The sequence below is a fragment of the Salinimicrobium oceani genome (assembly GCF_012037645.1).
In genome coordinates this window covers 1-442 of the sequence record NZ_JAAVJR010000673.1, presented here as the reverse complement: position 1 = coordinate 442, position 442 = coordinate 1, and the positions used below count along the sequence as shown (strand labels likewise).

General features: G+C 39.8%; 1 pseudogene. It reads left to right on the top strand.

Annotated features, from left to right (window positions below):
- Nucleotides 1-72: 72 nt before the first annotated feature.
- Nucleotides 73-442, top strand: a pseudogene (locus HC175_RS18820) (acetyl-CoA carboxylase, carboxyltransferase subunit beta); the annotation flags it as partial.

Genomic DNA, 442 nt, shown 5'->3' with positions numbered 1-442 from the left:
ACACTTTAAACCTATTGCAAAGGCCGCAAAAACGTTATTTTTGCGGCCTTTCTTTTTTAATCCCTATACAATATGGCCTGGTTTAGAAGAACACAAAAAGGTATACAAACTGCCACCGAAGATAAAAAGGATGTACCAAAAGGTTTGTGGTATAAATCCCCTACCGGAAAAATAGTTGATGCAGAGCAGCTGGAGAAGAACTTTTATGTAAGTCCCGAAGATGGTTACCATGTGAGAATAGGGAGCAATGAGTACTTCAAGATCCTTTTCGATGATAATAAGTACACAGAGCTTGACAAGAACCTTACTTCCCGCGATCCTTTAGAGTTCGAGGACACAAAAAAATACACGGACAGGCTTGAGGATGATCAGAAAAAAACAGGTTTAAAAGATGCTGTTCGCACAGCTGTGGGCAAATCCAAAGGTAAAGATCTGGTAATAG